The 13,974-nt window shown below is 45.7% G+C and carries 11 protein-coding genes; 5 read left to right on the top strand and 6 right to left on the bottom strand.

All coding sequences use genetic code 11. The annotated features are described in order from the left end of the window. Positions 1–326: 326 nt before the first annotated feature. Positions 327–1,004 carry an SRPBCC family protein gene (locus QUB08_RS16185; protein ID WP_333225671.1) on the bottom strand — a complete coding sequence of 226 codons (678 nt, stop codon included), beginning with the start codon at positions 1,002–1,004 and terminating at the stop codon, positions 327–329. 664 nt (positions 1,005–1,668) lie between these two features. On the opposite strand from QUB08_RS16185, the gene QUB08_RS16180 reads away from it, so the two are divergent. Next, complete coding sequence (locus tag QUB08_RS16180; protein WP_333225670.1) at positions 1,669–1,854, top strand: hypothetical protein; 186 nt, start codon at positions 1,669–1,671, stop codon at positions 1,852–1,854. Positions 1,855–2,031: 177 nt separating this feature from the next. Next, positions 2,032–2,631, top strand: coding sequence for a class I SAM-dependent methyltransferase (locus QUB08_RS16175; RefSeq protein WP_333225669.1), 600 nt, complete (start codon positions 2,032–2,034; stop codon positions 2,629–2,631). Between the two features lie 12 nt (positions 2,632–2,643). On the opposite strand, the gene QUB08_RS16170 is transcribed toward QUB08_RS16175, so the two are convergent. After that, complete coding sequence (locus QUB08_RS16170) at positions 2,644–3,159, bottom strand: GNAT family N-acetyltransferase (RefSeq protein ID WP_333225668.1); 516 nt, start codon at positions 3,157–3,159, stop codon at positions 2,644–2,646. A gap of 331 nt (positions 3,160–3,490) precedes the next feature. Here QUB08_RS16170 and ycaC point away from each other — a divergent pair, with 331 nt between their 5' ends. Next, on the top strand, positions 3,491–4,132 hold the full coding sequence (gene ycaC, locus QUB08_RS16165) for an isochorismate family cysteine hydrolase YcaC (protein WP_333225667.1): 642 nt from the start codon (positions 3,491–3,493) through the stop codon (positions 4,130–4,132). Positions 4,133–4,273: 141 nt separating this feature from the next. Further along, positions 4,274–5,026 (top strand): antibiotic biosynthesis monooxygenase, encoded by a 753-nt coding sequence (locus QUB08_RS16160; RefSeq protein ID WP_333225666.1) that lies wholly within the window; start codon positions 4,274–4,276, stop codon positions 5,024–5,026. Positions 5,027–5,191: 165 nt separating this feature from the next. Here the strand turns inward: QUB08_RS16160 and QUB08_RS16155 are convergent, their stop codons facing one another. The 3 genes from QUB08_RS16155 to QUB08_RS16145 all read right to left on the bottom strand — a co-directional run bounded on the left by QUB08_RS16155 (position 5,192) and on the right by QUB08_RS16145 (position 9,012). Next, on the bottom strand, positions 5,192–6,169 hold the full coding sequence (locus QUB08_RS16155; RefSeq protein ID WP_333225665.1) for a heme o synthase: 978 nt from the start codon (positions 6,167–6,169) through the stop codon (positions 5,192–5,194). Between the two features lie 307 nt (positions 6,170–6,476). After that, positions 6,477–7,388, bottom strand: a complete 912-nt coding sequence (locus QUB08_RS16150; protein ID WP_333225664.1) for a heme A synthase — start codon at positions 7,386–7,388, stop codon at positions 6,477–6,479. A 442-nt stretch (positions 7,389–7,830) separates the two neighbouring features. Further along, positions 7,831–9,012 carry a hypothetical protein gene (locus QUB08_RS16145; RefSeq protein WP_333225663.1) on the bottom strand — a complete coding sequence of 394 codons (1,182 nt, stop codon included), beginning with the start codon at positions 9,010–9,012 and terminating at the stop codon, positions 7,831–7,833. A gap of 420 nt (positions 9,013–9,432) precedes the next feature. On the opposite strand from QUB08_RS16145, the gene QUB08_RS16140 reads away from it, so the two are divergent. Beyond that, positions 9,433–10,860 carry an ABC transporter substrate-binding protein gene (locus QUB08_RS16140; protein ID WP_333225662.1) on the top strand — a complete coding sequence of 476 codons (1,428 nt, stop codon included), beginning with the start codon at positions 9,433–9,435 and terminating at the stop codon, positions 10,858–10,860. A 334-nt stretch (positions 10,861–11,194) separates the two neighbouring features. On the opposite strand, the gene QUB08_RS16135 is transcribed toward QUB08_RS16140, so the two are convergent. After that, the gene (locus tag QUB08_RS16135) at positions 11,195–13,696 is read right to left on the bottom strand and encodes a glycosyltransferase family 2 protein (protein WP_333225661.1); all 2,502 of its coding nucleotides are present in this window, start codon (positions 13,694–13,696) and stop codon (positions 11,195–11,197) included. Positions 13,697–13,974: the final 278 nt, after the last annotated feature.

The following is a 13,974-nucleotide window of genomic DNA, read 5'->3' as shown; positions in this document are numbered from 1 at the left end:
GCCTCAAAGCTAAAGTCGTCTGAAGACGACTAATGAGTTTTTCAGTCCTCTTTGAGAGGACTTTCGCTATGAGACAGACAGTCCGACAGGGGTTGAAACCCCTGCCTCAAAGCTAAAGTCGTCTGAAGACGACTAATGAGTTTTTCAGTCCTCTTTGAGAGGACTTTCGCTATGAGACAGGGAATTCATTCCCTGGCGGACTGGCGGACTAACGGGTGGGCGGGAGAACTGGTGGACAAATAGCTTAAGTTGAACACCTATGAGCTTGTCCTAAGTCCCTACACTCGCCGTCTCCCTGCAAGGGCTTACCACCAAAAGTGCGATACTTACTTGCGGCCCGAAGATTGACCTTCCGTAGTCGCTATTTCCCCAGCTTCCATCAACTGCTTAAAGCGGCGCAAATCATCTCCAATTTGCTGTTCAGGAGCTTCGCCAAATAGTTTAGCAGCACCAGCACCAATTGCACCGCCCGGAGGGTTGTATTCGATGACAACTTTTACCTCTGTACCCCGTCCCGCTGGTGCCGGTTGAAAGCGCACAAAACCCGAATTGTCAACATCAGCCCCTTCCACAGACGCCCAAGCAATTAAGCGATTTTCTTCTTCGCGGACAATCTCTGCATCCCATTCCACACTATTGCCGATCGGCGCGCTAGCAATCCAGTGAGAACGTTTTTCATCGATGACTGTAACGTGTTTGAGATGCTTCATAAACCGAGGCAAATTTTCAAAATTGCGCCATAAACGGTACAATTCCTCAGCCGGTTTGTCGATCGTCACCGTCTTTTCAACTTTAATGCTTTGATTCGGATCGGCAGCCGACTGCAAACCCTCCACAACCCCCATACCGCGCGCAGCTAAACCGCCGCCCGCAACCGCCAGCAAAGCACCTCGCAAAGAACGCTGCGACAAACCAAAAAGCACCAGCGCCCCCCCACCTATTAAAGATGCCCAGCGTTCGGTATCGCTGGTGTTAGTTTGGTTTTGTTTGTCGGAATTTGTCATTGAATTAGATTCCATTAGTTTAAACGTGGTAAATTAATCTGGCTCTAGCAATTCGCCTGCTTATTTTTTATCAAATCCGTACTCTTATATTTTGTCTTCAGCCTCTCTGATTAAAGTTTTGAACCGAATCGGATTTTGGTGAATTTCTGTTTTTTGAGCGCCTGACATATAAATATAGACGCACCACCCACCAGATTATTGTACCAGCGCTTTGAGTTCCTCTACAGATATTAAGTTCACCGCTGAAACTCCTTTTATAAAGGGTTTTGTAATGAAAACCACAGATTCTTTAAAATGTATCCCCACTGGCGCTGCTCCTGCGTCTGCCTAAAGTAATGATCGCCTACTGTAGAGCCTTTCATCCCCGGACTAAAACGGGGTTTGCAGCGGCTGTTCTAATCGAACTGCTTATGACCTAAGATAGACGGCGCTAACTCGGCTGCTACTTTACCATAATTTAGTTGAGTCGGGTTCAACTACTCGTTATATCTGATGAAACCAAAAATGTTTCTGGGGTTGCTGTGGGCAACATTTATTGCCTACACCTTACTGCTAACTCCTCTCGATTAGCCCTGAACGTTAACAGTTATTGAAAAAATGCTCAAATTCCAGCTAGAAGGAATTAACCCCTATTGTGCATTTAATAACTTGGGATTGTTGCTTGATGGCTGTAATATTTCCCTCACTTTTGGGAGACGACATGGCACGCCGTGGACTCGCGGACGATCGCATTTTTTGGGCAGTGTCTCTAGTTCCGCTGTTAGGGCCGCTAGTTGATCTTTGTCTGCGCCCCCCTCTGCCAGAATCTGCAACAGAAATCGCCACTTTCCCACTCACAGCCCGAAATTGAAACATTGAAAAATTTGGTAGTGTTCAAGATGTAATGAATATTCAAGCCGCAACGCGATTAACAAACGCTCAAAAAGCCACATTGAGAGGGTTAGGGGCGATCGCGTAGTCTGTGCTTAGCGTGGACAAAGATTTTAATTTCGCTGAAAATCTCGATCGACACTTATGAGGTGACTCTATGCAGCCAAATGATACATCGGCCCGCTACGATCGAATTGCCCAATGGTGGCAAACTGAGCATCAAGATTCAACCTACGGGATTGCCCAATTAGAACGGGCGATCAAATTTACTTCTAAGCAGCACGCAGCACTTGATGTTGGGTGTGGAAGCAGCGGACGTTTTATTAACAGTTTATCCAAGCATGGATTTCAGCCTGAAGGACTTGATATTTCTAGCGAAATGATCAATTTAGCCCAGCAGCTACATCCAGAAATCACGTTTTACCGGGAAGACATTTGTGATTGGCTGCCGCCGAAACTTTACAGCCTGATTGCAGCGTGGGACAGCACTTTTCATCTGCCACTCAACAAGCAAGCGCCTGTGATACAAAAGCTATGCGATGCGCTTGAACCTAATGGAGTGATCCTGTTCACTTGTGGCGGCGGACATACAAGCAGCGAGGTTTCGGGAGCATTTCAAGGTCAAGACTTTGATTACAGCACTTTGGGCGTAGATACTTTCCTGGAAATTCTCGTTGAGCATCATTGCACCTGCCGCCATCTCGAATATGACCAGTATCCTGAAAATCATGTTTATATCATTGCCCAAAAGACCTAATTTATTATTCGATTAAAGTGTGGGATGTCGCAACTGGTCGCTGTAATCTGCGCTTAACACTTTGCGGAACACGACTTTATCATCGCCCGCCGCGTAGAAGTCGCGAATGCGCGCCTCCTCCTCGTAGCCGCATTTCGCGTAGAACACCCGCGTGCGATCGAAGTCCGGCAGCCCTGACGTTTCCACCAGCAATATGCGCCCGCCCCGCGCCCTCAACGTTTGTTCAACGTAGCGCAGCAGTGTCGCACCGCGTCCTTGTCCTTGGCGGTCAGGTCGGATCGCGATCAATTGTAGGTTCCACGTCTGATTGGTCATCCGTTCTGGCTCGCAGTAGGCGACCCCAACTGGCCCATTGTCGTCATCGGTGAGCCAGAAATGAGCACTGTCGCTGTCGCCACCGAAGTAATCAGCCAGCATTTCGCTCAGTTCCTCAACCTCCTTCGGCCCGAAGCCGATCGCGTCGGCTATGGCCATGAGCGCAGTCCTGTCATCCGGTGTGGTCGATCGAATCATGGCGAACTCCAGCATATTGAGCTGAGTAGATTGTCCTACGGTATACTACAAAAGGCAATTACTTTGGCTCTGAATACTCACACATAACTTTTAAGCTGCTGCCCTCACTGACCAACTAGCGACCTAACTCAGCGCTTAACTTGCGGATCTTGAATCGTGAAATTTGGTGAGATTTTGCAAACTGAGTTCATGCCGCAATAGCTTACGCCATAAGTTATTGAGAGGAAATAGACGTTTCGCTTTTAATAAAAAAGCACATTTAAGTTGTACAACTCAAGGTTTTTTGATTCTTTACTCCCTTCTGCAATGCCTCATTCACCAATAACCAAAATAGGAGAAATACCTCATGTCTACATTCAAATACAACCGTCTAGACAAGAATAATGCTGCGGTTTTGCTGGTAGATCACCAAACTGGACTGTTCTCACTTGTGCGTGATATTGGTGCCGCCGACTTCAAAAATAATGTGCTGGCGCTGGCAAGTGCAGCCAAATTTTTCAACCTGCCTACAATTTTGACAACTAGCTTTGAGCAAGGCCCCAATGGAGTCCTCATCCCTGAGCTGAAGGAGAAGTTTCCAGATGCTCCCTTTATTCCGCGTCCCGGACAAATCAACGCTTGGGACAACGAGGACTTTGTTAAAGCAGTAGAAGCAACAGGCAAGAAGCAATTGATCATTGCCGGAATTGTCACTGATGTATGTGTTACTTTTTGTGCGCTTTCGGCATTAGAGGCAGGTTATGAGGTTTTTGTTGTCACCGATGCCTCTGGAACCTTCGATGAAGCCTGTCGCTATGCAGCTTGGGATCGAATGTCTCGTGCTGGAGTTCAGTTGGTCAATTGGTTTAGCGTTGTGTGTGAATTGCACCGTGACTGGCGCAACGATATTGAAGGACTGGGTAGTCTCTTAGCAGAGTTTATTCCTGACTACAAAAACCTGATGACCAGCTATGCAGCAACGGCAAATCCTGGATATCCCAGTAAGTAGTGAGAAAGCGCCTAGTTTATTTAGCTCCTGTGTAACTGAGTTAATATTGTCATCGCTAGGTTAGGAATTTTACCTGGAACGTAGCGGTGACAACTACTTAGTGGTAAGTCACGTAGAGGGTGTTTTTAATAGCTCTTCTCAATGATTGTAAGTCTTTTTATAGTCATTTCATCTCATGCCAAACCTTCTCCATCGCATTCGTTAATCTCCCGAATGTTTAAAGACGTGCGACCGAAAATTGCCGAGCAATTTGGTGTCTCTAGGGTGGTTGTTCTCAATAAAACTTTTCTCTCAGTTAATTCTCTAAATTCTATGTTGGAAGAACCGTTGGCGAGCAATACCAGTGAAGAAAATTATCTAGTCACCGCTGTGATCTCTCATGTAGTGAAACCGGGGCGAGAGCAAGGTTACGAAGCATGGTTTCATGGCATCGCTGCAGATGCACGAAAATTTAAGGGACATCTGGGTGTTAGCACTATTCGACCCCACGATCACGCTCATCCTGAGTACGTGGTCATTCTCAAGTTCGATTGCTACGACAATCTCAAGACATGGCTAGAATCTGATGTTCGGCGAGAATGGATTGAGCGATTGCAGCCATTGATTGAAAGGCCAGAAGATATTCAAACCCTGACCGGGTTGGAAACCTGGTTTACGCTGCCCCATAAATCGATGAAGGCTCCACCCCCTCGCTACAAAATGGCGTTAGTTACATGGTTGGGAGTGTTTGTTACCATTTCTATTCTCAATCGTTTGCTGGTACCGCTACTATCTGGACTTCCTGCGTTGCTCACATCTCTGATGATCACAGGTCTGACTGTTATATTGCTCACCTATTTGATCATGCCGCGCTTAACACAATTATTTCGCAAATGGTTGTATCCCATTCCCTAAAGTAAACAAATAAAACCCGCTAGATGCGGGCTGAATTTTAAGAATTGCAATTTAACTCACTACTAGGACTTAGGCAGAAAGCGGGTTTTTTAGCTAAATAGTGGATTTGAGACTTTAATGGTGGTGAAAAACCCGCTTTCTTTGGTATTTATGGGTAAGTCATAACTACATCACAACTGCACTAATCAAAGTTTGCACATTTTGCACAACAGCAGTAGTAAAATTATGAGTCACAGGCAAACTGTCAACCACTATTCCAGCGCACAATAGCATCAGGTACAGAATAGAGTATTTGAAGAGCGATCGCGCAACAATCTTATCCTCTGGAGTCTGCAACAGCAACCAAGCTTTTTGGGCAAAAATAGCACCGAGGAAAATAGCTGTTCCCGCATACACCGCGCCCGCTAAATTCAGGGGATAAACTAGCAGCAAAGTTGCAGGAAGCATCAATAGCGTGTAAATCCAAATTTGGCGGGCTGTGGCTTCGTCGCCCTCAATTACAGGTAACATCGGGACGCCTACTTCCTTGTATTCGTCGCGAATCATCATTGCTAATGCCCAAAAATGCGGCGGTGTCCACAGGAAGATAATCCCAAACAGCAGCCACGCACCCCAACTCAAATCTCCTGTCACCGCAGCCCACCCAACTAGCGGGGGAATCGCCCCTGCTGCACCGCCGATGACGATGTTTTGCACGCTGTGACGCTTCAGCCAGTGGGTGTAAATTAGGACATAGAAAACGATGCCTGACATTGCTAGCAATGCGGCTAATAAGTTGGCAACAACTGTGAGCAATGTAAAGGATATTGTAGCTAGGGCGATCGCAAATATCAAAGCATCCCGCTTCTTGACACGCCCGGAAGGAATCGGCCGCCACCGGGTGCGCTCCATAATATAATCGATGTCGCTGTCGTAAACACAATTAATCGTATTCGCCGACGCAGAAGCTAAAGCGCCTCCGGTAATAGTTGATACCAGCAATAGCGGATCTACTTCTCCTTTGGCGGCCATCCACATTCCTGCTGATGTCGTGATTAGCAGCAGTAAAATAATTCTGGGTTTTGTTAGTTGATAGTAACTTTTCACGACTTGCGAAAAGTTTTCGTGGAGACGGGGGCTATTGTTTGTAAGAACTTCTTGCATCGGTTATTAGTTGTTAGTTTTCAGTTGTCAGTTAGTTGTCATTGGTTCGTAGGGGCGGGTTTTACGAGAGATATCTGCCGTAGCTAAAAGGATTAATAAACCCGCCCCCACCGACGAGAGATAAATCAGCCCTCTCTTACTCAAGGAATAGATAAATCTGCGTTTTAGAGAGTGTCCGGTTGATTGGTGCTTGTATGGGCGGGGCGGGTTTATGAAACTGTTGGCTTTTATCGAGAATCATGGTGAACCCGCCCCTACAAGACCTTGGATTATAATAATAACGATGCTACCGGACATAATATTACTCTCAAGCTGATAAAACTCGATCGCGCCAAGCTAAAACACTAAAAGCTATCAGGGTTCCCAGCAAAGCAGCACCGACTGCTTGGTGGGCGACTGTCAGCGGTTCTACCTGAAGGTGCAGCCGGAAAGTTGCTAATCCGAGAACTAATTGAGCAATGAGGCAAACACTCGCCCAGTTAGCCAGTTTTCGCAAATTTGGACTCAGTGCAGGCTGCCGCCAAGCCATCACTGCTAATGCTAAAGTCGCTGCTGTAGCTGGTACGATACCCGCGATGTGGCTGTTCATTACCGAGCACAATTCTGAGGAACTCAAACATTGGTGCAGTGCCCATCTAGAGCCTACTAATGCTCCTAGCAAACTTTGCAGGTAAACTAACAATGCTGCGATCGAACTTACCCAAGCCAATTTGCCGACATTTCCTGTAGCTTCGTAGGGAGTCAGCATGAAACCGATGACTAGCAGGGCCCCAAAAAACAGTAAAGCGGTTCCCAAGTGAGCGGTAACGATGTCAAATCTGAGCAGTTGTGTTACTGTCAAGCCGCCCAATACACCCTGAAAAACAATTAAAAATACTGCCCCAGCGCTCGCAATCGGCAGCCATTTTGGCAGGCGGCTGCGGTAAAACAAAGATAGTCCTAAAAGTGCGATCGCGCTCAAGCCAATTGCCGCTGCGTCCAACCGGTGAAACCACTCCAGAAATACCTGCAAATTCATTTGCGCTGCGGGTATTAATTGACCGTAGCACAGCGGCCAGTCGGGGCAAGCGAGCCCCGCATTCATGACTCGCGTGGCGCTGCCTACTGCCATTAACAGCCAGGTTGCGATCGCAATTTTCCACACTAAGCCCCGGATAATATCTTTTGGCTGCCACTGCACTCCTGCTGCGTTTGGCTGATTTAAAACTGAGTTTGCCATGAACTTTACCTTAGCCTTTGTTATCGATCGAACTTAATGAAATAGCGAGCTTTTACTTTTGCTGAGCTTAGCCGAGCTTAACACTCTTTTTCTGTGACAAACCGTCATATATACTACCTTAGCGACATCGCAATCCAATTAGTTTGTCTTTAGATATTTTTCAACTTTCCTCTTTACATTACAAAGTATTGCAGCTATTTTTATAAATTTCAACAAACTTTAATTATTTTACCGAACCCTTTGCTGTTACAGCCTCCCTCCCTCTCCCGCTCCCGGAGAAAAATAAAGATATGATTAAGAAAAGCTTTTTTTCAAATGTTTATGATATATACCAAACTTTAACGTAAAAGTTTGTAACTAAATACAGGACTGAAGAGTTACCCCCTAGGTGTTTTTCAAGGTAGTTCTCAGGTTTACTCACCTCAGATTGTATAATGTTGGTTTACTCTCTGTGACTCAAGTGACAGATCGACCTGTGAATTAATTCTCTTTCTGAGAGGGCTACTAATTCCTGTTGGCGATCGCTTATTAAATCTAGAGCATGAGCAACCCGCCATCCCAACTCACGGGCTTCTGTCAGGGACGCAATATGCTCTGCATAAAAGTGAGGATACTCCACATGGATGGAATTGGTAAGTTTGATTGCTGCACAGTCTGCAAAAAGACGCTTCAACTCCTCAATGGATTCTAGATCGGCAGGCACAAAAGTTGGATTATAAGGTTCAACCTCTGCCCAAAAAAACTCATTGCGTTTAAAGACGCGCTTCAACTCAACCAACCGGATTGCTACTACACCCATTGCTTCATAGTGGCCCTCGCTATATGTGTCCAGATATGTGTATTGAACCAGTGTCCCAATTGTAGGAACGTCTAACGATAAAACTGTAACGACCTGCCCGTTGCTTAGCTCAAACGATTCTACTAATCTAGTGAGATCTAATCGGTGTTCACTGTAGGGGAAAATCACCTCATGCCACTGTAATACAGGGTACTCAGACCCTTGCAACGGTGTGTTTTGAATCGATAACTCTTCGCCTTCAGAAAATACCACATCTTCGGAAGTTGAACACAGTGGATATAGATCTGGAAGCGTTGTTGGAGGCGCAATCGAATCTATATCTGCCACAGACTGAAAGTGAGCAACATAGGCAGCTAAAGCTGACTCGGTTGAATAATTGTTCTCGTCCAGCGCACCTGGTTCGTCGTACCAAGCGATCGCATGAACCGTCACTCGATAATTGCCATTGGGTAACTCAATCCATCCATAACTCTCGGGATCGTATCGCTCAATTTCGTCACACTCTTCTGCTGGCAACACATAACCCCCATCCAGATAGAGAGATTGATGTTTTACCTGCAACCGAAAATCGGCCCAACAGACTGCGTAGGTAAGTTCTCGTTCGGTCAATCCGACGTTAGTGAACCTAACTGTAGAATTACCATCCCCCCCTGTGTGGACGGCAACAAGTGTTCCAGCGGCAAATTCTTTAAAAATGGCAAAGTCATAGGTCCACCAATTATGAGGATCTGCCCGACGATGTGCCAGATCGTGCGGATGAAAGAGAAACCAAGCTGCCACATCAGTTCCAACACTCAGCGTTTTATCTAATCCACCAGTTATCATTTCTTGCCTCCTTAACTAAATTTGGAATGGAGGAAGTGGCCCTCTTGCAGGGTAGGGTTCACTAATCTTTGAAGCGGTAACTTATAAAAATTACTGCACTTTTATGGTGGAACCACCTTGAAAGCATTCAGACTAAACAGTGCGATCGCTATTTTTACTATGCCAATGTTACTGAATTATATCATGTCCTGGCGATCGCATATAATAAGGGAGTAGTGACTACTGGATTTTAGGCTGGCATGGTGCCTCAGCTCCGAGATCATCAATTGATAGATCAAATCACTCTATCTGACGCACGCTACATCAATTCGGGATCGCCAAGTTCAAATCACTTTTTCTCCTTGGTCAATGTTTTTGAATCGCTCCTAATAACTAATGACTAATGACTTCGTTATTTCAAAAATATAAAAATGTAAAATTATGTCACAAAAAAATGAAACTGCTGTTCTCATCTTATCCCTCCTAATTACGATCGGGCTAGCCGGTGCAGGTATTTGGTGGCTGACAAGCCGAGGCGGCATCAATCTCGGAGGTTCATCACCCCCAAATCAGACAATTCCCAAGCCTCCGACGGGGAATTCCCCGCAATCAGAGCTGGCAATTGAGCAGCGTCTGAGTGCTGGCCAAAAACTGTTACTTCCAGAGCAAGCCACAACAACCAAACAAGCAGCAGTACAGGCGATCGCATCTGGCAACTATAACGCAGCTATTGCCAACCTGGAAACTTCCCTGCAAGCTAATCGCAACGATCCAGAAGCCTTAATTTACCTCAACAACGCCCGTATTGGCAACCAAAAATCCTACACAATTGCCGCCGCAGTTCCCATTGGTGGCGATATCAATGCTGCTCTAGAAATTATGCGGGGCGTAGCTCAAGCTCAAAATGAAATCAACCAAAGCGGCGGCATTAGCGGTACTCCATTAAAAGTGCTAATTGCTAACGATGACAACAATCCAGAAATTGCCGCACAAATTGCCAGTGCGATCGCAAATAACTCGGAAATTTTAGGAGTGATCGGGCATTTTGGTTCAGATACAACCTTAGCAGCAAGCAAGATTTACCAGGAAAAAAAATTAGTAGCAATTTCTCCCACAAGTACGTCTGTGCAGCTTTCAGGAGTTGCCAACAATATATTTCGGACAGTGCCGAGCGATCGGTTTGCGGCTAATGCTCTTTCCCGCTATATGCTGGGAAAATTGCCAAAGCAAAAAGCTGCTGTATTTTTCAATTCTGCCAGCAGTTACAGCAAATCTTTAAAAGATGAATTCACTACGGCTCTTTACGGAGATGGAGGACAAATAGTAGGCGAATTTGACTTTGCTAACGGCAATTTTAATGCCGCCGATAGTGTTAAAAGTGCGATCGCCCAAGGAGCAGAAGTTATTATGTTAGCATCCAATTCAGCCACGATCGACCAAGCTTTGCAAGTAGTGCAAGTAAACGCCAAACGGCTGCCATTACTAGCGGGAGACGGTGCTTATACTGCTAAAACACTGCAAATCGGTGGCGCAGGAGCAACAGATATGGTGCTGGCTGTTCCTTGGCACATTCTCGCAGATCCGCAGTCAAACTTTCCCCAAACATCCAAACAACTTTGGAATGCTGAAGTAAGTTGGCGCACAGCTTTAGCTTACGATGCGGCGACAGCGCTAATTGTCGGTTTAGGGCGCAATCCGACTCGTACAGGCATTCAACAAGCTTTATCGGCGTCAGATTTTTCGGCAAAAGGAGCATCGGGCCCGATTCGGTTTTTACCTTCGGGCGATCGTAATCGCGCAGTTCAATTAGTAACTGTTAAACCCGGAAATCGCACCAGTTACGGTTACGAGTTTGTGCCAATTAATTAAAAAACAAGTTCTGGTCATTTGTCTATGTATAGCAGAAGGAAGAAGGAAGAAGCAATAAAATCAATCGTGTCAGCCATTAAGGATCGCGAATTAAATAATTTACACTCTTGAAATTGGGTTGGGCGTCCCGGCCGCCCTTTCTGGACGGGCGGGACGCCCATCCCACAAGAACCATCAAAATTCTAAGTTATTTAATTCTCATTCCTAAGAACGTCCTAACCGTCTTGGCGGTTGCTATAAAATCTACCATTGTTCCTTGGCGGGGGCAGCTTGATGGGATTGTTTGTTGGCGTGATAAAGGTTTGGTGCAAGCCGCGCGGGATGGAAACTCGAGCTAAATTTGCGAAACTCCGATCGGTCTAACTGACCTATTCCTCTCAAAAACAGCCCTCGGTTTCAAAGCAATTCTCAACAACAGCCACAGCGATCGCCATTCTCCGGGAGTTTCCTGCCGCTGCCACTGGCCCGGCCGACAGTACAGCATTTCGATCAAACAGCGGTGCTGGCTAATGTTCAGGCGATCGAACGCAATTCGCACAGTGGGAAATTCCGCAAAACTGCACTCTTTTCCATCCCGAAAACTCGACTCCAACTGAGATTTATCGCTCACCAACTCAATCTTAGCCACAGGAATAAAACAGTTCTCTTCCATAATTTTCAGAGTCGCCGAATCGCAATCAATCAAACCTTTGGCCAAACGACGCTCAGTGCCGAACTCAACAACAGAGGGTGCTAGCGATCTCCTTGCCTTGACTGCCGCACTGCGAGCGATCGCTTTTATTTTACCCTGGGATAAACTTGTCTCAAAGGCATATTTTGGCAAAATCTCTGCTGCTGTCAAACTTTCTTTACTGCCTTTATTTTTCACCGCAAAACTTGGCCACTGTGTCAAAGCAACTTCCGCGCCACTTTCCGAAATTACAGTGGTTACACCCCAAAAACTTTGACCGCCAATATTCAGTTGTACAACCCTGCGTAAATTGAACCATTCGTAAATGTCCGGCTTAGGAATATCCACCAAAATCAGCAAGGCAATCCCCAGCATCAGCAGGTTGTACGCGCTCCAAATCCATCCCAAACCCATGCCTTTTGACAAATCTGCACTTTCTGATATTGACTGTACGGTGTCAACATTTTTAACTAAATTAATGTTTAAATTGTGCCACAAACTGACTGCTGTAGCTGCGAACAAGACAATCAAAGGCCATCCCAAATTCCAGTTAAAACGAAAGCGATCGCTCGCCATTCCTTTTGGCGTCACCTGAAACCCTTTCCCAAACGGATTCAGCATGGAACTCACCACCGTCACCGCTAAAGGAATACACTGGACGAACGAATAAATATCCGAAAGCAAAGCCGATCCCGATCGGCGGTTCAGCCAAGAAAACACAGTCAGTTGCACCAAATAGTAAGGCAGGAAAAAGTACAGCAATTCCCGCGCACTTGCCCGCAAAGGAATTATTCCAAAAAATGAATAAGCTAAAGGTATCAACAGATATAAAACCTTGGTTAAACTGGTAAACCAGTGCAACAATCCTTCCAAATGAGACAGCCTTTGTACGAATCTGAGACCGCGAATTGTTAAAGGATTGGAATCAATAAAAAATGCCTGAAGAGTGCCTCGCGCCCAGCGTAGCCTTTGATTTAGATGAGCCTCTATACTTTCAGCCGCCAAACCAGCACTCAATTTTTCATCTAAATAAACTAAGCGATATCCGGTTGCTGACAGCCGAATTCCGGTAAAATAATCTTCGCAGATTGAATCTGTGACCAAGCCTCCCGCTGTTTCTAAAGCACTTCGCCTGACTACAAAAGATGTACCGCAACAAACCACGCTGTCGGCGCTGTCTTTGATGATTTCAATTTGCCGATAAAAGATTTCTTCTTCCGGCGCGAGCACATTTTCTAAACCTAAATTACGGGAGATGGGGTCGTGGTTGTAAAAGCTTTGCGGTGTTTGAACGAGGGCGATTTCGGGATTTTGAAAAAATCCAACTGTGCGAGTTAAAAAGTTTTTAGTGGGAATAAAATCTGCATCGAAAACTACAATTAGTTCTCCATTTGTTAGGGCTGTGGCATGATTAATGTTTCCAGCTTTGGCGTGAATATTATCGGGTCTGGTTATATACTCGCATCCCAGTTCTTTTGCCAGTAACTTGATTTCAGACCGCTTGGTATCGTCGAGCAAATATACTTTTTTGTTGGGATAATCTAAGGCTTGACAGCCGATTACACTGCGCCGTAAAATAAAAGCCGGTTCGTTGTAAGTTGGAATGAAAATATCTACTGCCGGGGTGAAGTTTCCAGCTTCAACTGCAACTGCCATGCGATCTGCTTCTCGACGCCGGTCTTTCATTCTCAGCATTAAATACAGTTGAATACTGGTGTTGAAAACCAGTAACATTTCTAGGAAAAACAGCCCCAAACTAAAGATACCGTTGAGGGGATCGGTTAAATTTAGAGTAGCGAGCGATCGCCATACAACGTAGCGAATGGTTAAAGCCATCACTATTGCAACTACCACAGCGCGCGACCATTTCTGCGGTTGAGGCGAAATTTTAATTGCAGCTAAAGCAACACAGACAAGCGCGATCGTCGGCACTAACAAATACATCTTGCTCGTAGCAGGCACTTGCAGCCACACAGGCGGGTTTTGCTGCCAAGTGTTGATTGTGGCAAAAATACCGCTGACTGTACCTTCACCCGCAAACCAGGCCCCGGCGATCGCACCTGCGAAAGCAACCACCCCCAACACGACTAGCGTTGCCGTCGGCAGCCGCGAAATCCGCCCAAAGCGGCGTTTCAAGTCTTGAAAATCAAATCTTGAAGTTGTCATAAAATAATTTTAAAGTCCCGATCGTGCATGCAACAGTAAGGGTTTCCTGCTGTCCACTTTTTAATTCAGTTGAAAATTCCTACACACCCCAATTACTATTTTTACATTTTTTAACATTCTAACCCTTGTATGATAATTCATCTTGCTTGCTGTTGCCAAACTGCTTAGCGAGTCCAAACCTGGCAAAATATAGCAGAAGCAAGAAGAAATAAGGCTTTAGTTACCGAGGAGAGAAGTCAATCGATTTTAGATTTTAGATTTTAGATTTTAGATTTTAG

The organism is Microcoleus sp. BR0-C5 (genome assembly GCF_036705045.1).
Lineage (GTDB): Bacteria > Cyanobacteriota > Cyanobacteriia > Cyanobacteriales > Microcoleaceae > Microcoleus.
The sequence above is the reverse complement of the archived record's forward strand: the minus strand, read 5'-3'. Positions and strand labels throughout refer to the sequence as shown.

Coding starts and splice junctions, on each gene's coding strand:
- QUB08_RS16180 (WP_333225670.1), top strand. CDS start 1,669: ATGGCTGTAATATTTCCCTCACTTTTGGGAGACGACATGGCACGCCGT.
- ycaC (WP_333225667.1), top strand. CDS start 3,491: ATGTCTACATTCAAATACAACCGTCTAGACAAGAATAATGCTGCGGTT.
- QUB08_RS16185 (WP_333225671.1), bottom strand. CDS start 1,004: ATGACAAATTCCGACAAACAAAACCAAACTAACACCAGCGATACCGAA.
- QUB08_RS16140 (WP_333225662.1), top strand. CDS start 9,433: ATGTCACAAAAAAATGAAACTGCTGTTCTCATCTTATCCCTCCTAATT.
- QUB08_RS16135 (WP_333225661.1), bottom strand. CDS start 13,696: ATGACAACTTCAAGATTTGATTTTCAAGACTTGAAACGCCGCTTTGGG.
- QUB08_RS16160 (WP_333225666.1), top strand. CDS start 4,274: ATGATTGTAAGTCTTTTTATAGTCATTTCATCTCATGCCAAACCTTCT.
- QUB08_RS16145 (WP_333225663.1), bottom strand. CDS start 9,012: ATGATAACTGGTGGATTAGATAAAACGCTGAGTGTTGGAACTGATGTG.
- QUB08_RS16175 (WP_333225669.1), top strand. CDS start 2,032: ATGCAGCCAAATGATACATCGGCCCGCTACGATCGAATTGCCCAATGG.
- QUB08_RS16155 (WP_333225665.1), bottom strand. CDS start 6,169: ATGCAAGAAGTTCTTACAAACAATAGCCCCCGTCTCCACGAAAACTTT.
- QUB08_RS16150 (WP_333225664.1), bottom strand. CDS start 7,388: ATGGCAAACTCAGTTTTAAATCAGCCAAACGCAGCAGGAGTGCAGTGG.
- QUB08_RS16170 (WP_333225668.1), bottom strand. CDS start 3,159: ATGCTGGAGTTCGCCATGATTCGATCGACCACACCGGATGACAGGACT.